A 2,475-nucleotide genomic window follows, 5' to 3' on the forward strand; every position below is an offset into this window, starting at 1 on the left:
GTATTACCCTAAGCCACATTGTCGCCAACGTGACTCGGCTTCAGAACCGTGCGTGATACTTTCGCATCACACGGCTCCTCAATGATTTGGCTCTTGTCATGAGTACCGTCTCGTTTGGTTTTGATGTCGTGGCAGTGCCTATGCAATAGTTGGTAATTTTCGTAGGTGTCTCTTCCTCCTTTAGAGCGAGGAATTACATGGTCTACTTCCATTACGTCTCCATCTCTGAAGTACATATTGCATTCTTTGCATTTTCCATTTTGCTTTTTCAGCAATTTGGAGACTCTGGTTGGTAGTTCGACGCTTTTACCCATGCGGGTGGCCCAATAGACGAAATCGCCATTGTACGGGCTGACTTCTCCCTTGACTTTGACAAATTTCTGGATATGGAAGTCGCCGTGGTAGACAAGATAGAGCGTCTTTCCTTCGGTAACGGCGCGAAATACCCAGTTTGACCCGTCTTTGGAGCCGAAATATTTCCTGACCCAATGCTTGGTTGATTTGTGAAGATGTCTAGCCTTAGTCCAGGCAATAAGCTTTAGTGTCAGAAGGTGGTCTAGCTCTTTAAAGATTTCAGCACTATTGACCTTAGAGTAGTAGTTACTCCATCCAGTGATGATTGGGTTTAATCGCTTGATTAGCTCTATCTGTGACTGACAGGATTTTAATTTGTCAATTTCATCCGCTAACCTTCGATAGTGAGCTTTGACTGCCTCTTTACTTGGCTTGATGTAAGTCTTATATCCTAGCGGTTTACCATGTGTGTTTTTGCCTGTAGCGTATTTTCCTACTGGGTATTGGCGGATATTAAAGCCAAGGAAGTCGAAACCGGGGGTTTCTTTACCCATTGCTTCCAGAGTGTGGGTTATGCGAGTTTTTTCTGGTCTAAGTTCTAAACCAATGTCATTAAGAAATTCCTCAATCAACGCCTTGGCTCTCTTAATTACCTCCAGATTGGGATGTAAGATAACAAAGTCATCGGCGTATCTGACTAGGGTGATTTCCTTCTCGTTATTGTCCTTTTTCCCTGGAAGGGTTCGGGCATATTCCTTAACAATCTTTTCCATTCCATGTAGGGCAATGTTTGCCAATAGTGGTGAAATTACACCACCTTGAGGTGTTCCTTCATTAGTTGGGAACCATTCTCCGCTATCGTATACACCAGACTGAAGCCATGCTTTAATCTGTCTGCGAAGCTTTGGAAACGTATTGATTTTGTTCAACAGTTTCTTATGGTCAATCTTGTCGAAGCATTTCGCAATGTCGGCATCTAAAACATATTTGCTCTTTTGCTTAATTGCTACTTTGACACCCTCAATGGCATCCATACAGCTTCTACCAGGTCGGAATCCATAGCTGTTAGGCTCAAACTTGGCTTCCCATTCGGGTTCCAAGGCTAGTTTTACCATCGCTTGTTTTGCCCGTTCTTCAATGGTGGGTATACCCAAGGGTCTTTTTTCTGTTTTCCCAGGTTTGGGAATCCATACTCTGCGAGTGGGTGTAGATTTGCGTTTTAGCTCTAATGTTTCCACTAGCTCAATCCGGGCATTGGGCGTTAATGCCTTTTTCCCGTCTACTCCCGCAGTATTCTTCCCTTGGTTATCCTGTGTCACCTTGCGGACGGCAAGCATTTTAGCAGACCAGGAATTTAGAAGCGTCTTTTGCAATTTTCGCACTGCTTTGACATCTCCCCGACCAGAGGCTTGATAGATTCTCTTTTGCAACTTGTACACTGTGCGTTCTAGCTTGCGCCAGTTCACTTGTGTCCATACCACCATCGGTTTTTCCCGTGTTTTAGTCTTTTCCATTGCTTCGTTGAAACTCTATCTTCCAGATCATCGGGAATCTGTCAGCATATCCGTACCCATTACAGGTAGGCATTTGCTTCTGATTCCATCTCTTCCTGTTAGGGCTTGCGGATTGGTTCCTGCTCTAAAATCGACCTTTTAGAGAGCCACAGACAGGATTACTTCGTTCCGTATAACCTTTTGTTTGAGTGTTTAGGGCGGTACTACTCAGCCGGAGACAGGAAAGCGTGACCTTTATGGAGGTACTTTCAGGTTCCTATGTGCCTCAGTGTCTTTTGACCGCAGCGTATCAACCATTATTTTCGCTGCTTAGTGGATTACGACTGTTCAGACATACCTTCACTTTCGTTGCCCATGCACTCTTGCTTGCTGGGATTCACCTCATGGTTTGGTGTTACCAGCGTTTTTCCCCGCTTTACCTTTTGATAACCAGTCGCTAGGTAGGGGAAATGCTTTCACTCCCACGCTTGGAGGATAGGACTTTGCGATCAGATATCACATCACCTATAAGGTTATACAGTTATCAAGGTTCGGCTATCCGCAAATTACCTATTCGGTTATCCGGTTTGGTTTTGTAACGGATTTTTAAGAACCAGGAGAGTCATCCCAAGGCTGTAGAATGGCTGAATGCCTTTCCTAGAGCCAGTTTCGACTCAACGAATCACAC

The 2,475-nt window shown here is 44.6% G+C and carries 1 protein-coding gene; it reads right to left on the reverse strand.

The window, feature by feature from the left end; all coding sequences use genetic code 11:
• Positions 1 to 8 precede the first annotated feature (8 nt).
• Positions 9 to 1,808 carry a group II intron reverse transcriptase/maturase gene (ltrA, locus tag ACE1CM_RS39005; protein WP_374884338.1) on the reverse strand — a complete coding sequence of 600 codons (1,800 nt, stop codon included), beginning with the start codon at positions 1,806 to 1,808 and terminating at the stop codon, positions 9 to 11.
• Positions 1,809 to 2,475 lie beyond the last annotated feature (667 nt).

The organism is Microseira sp. BLCC-F43 (assembly GCF_041929235.1).
Taxonomy (GTDB): domain Bacteria; phylum Cyanobacteriota; class Cyanobacteriia; order Cyanobacteriales; family Aerosakkonemataceae; genus Microseira.

What these genes read in the sequence shown, in the direction of transcription:
- ltrA (WP_374884338.1), bottom strand. Translation starts at nt 1,808, where the DNA reads ATGGAAAAGACTAAAACACGGGAAAAACCGATGGTGGTATGGACACAA.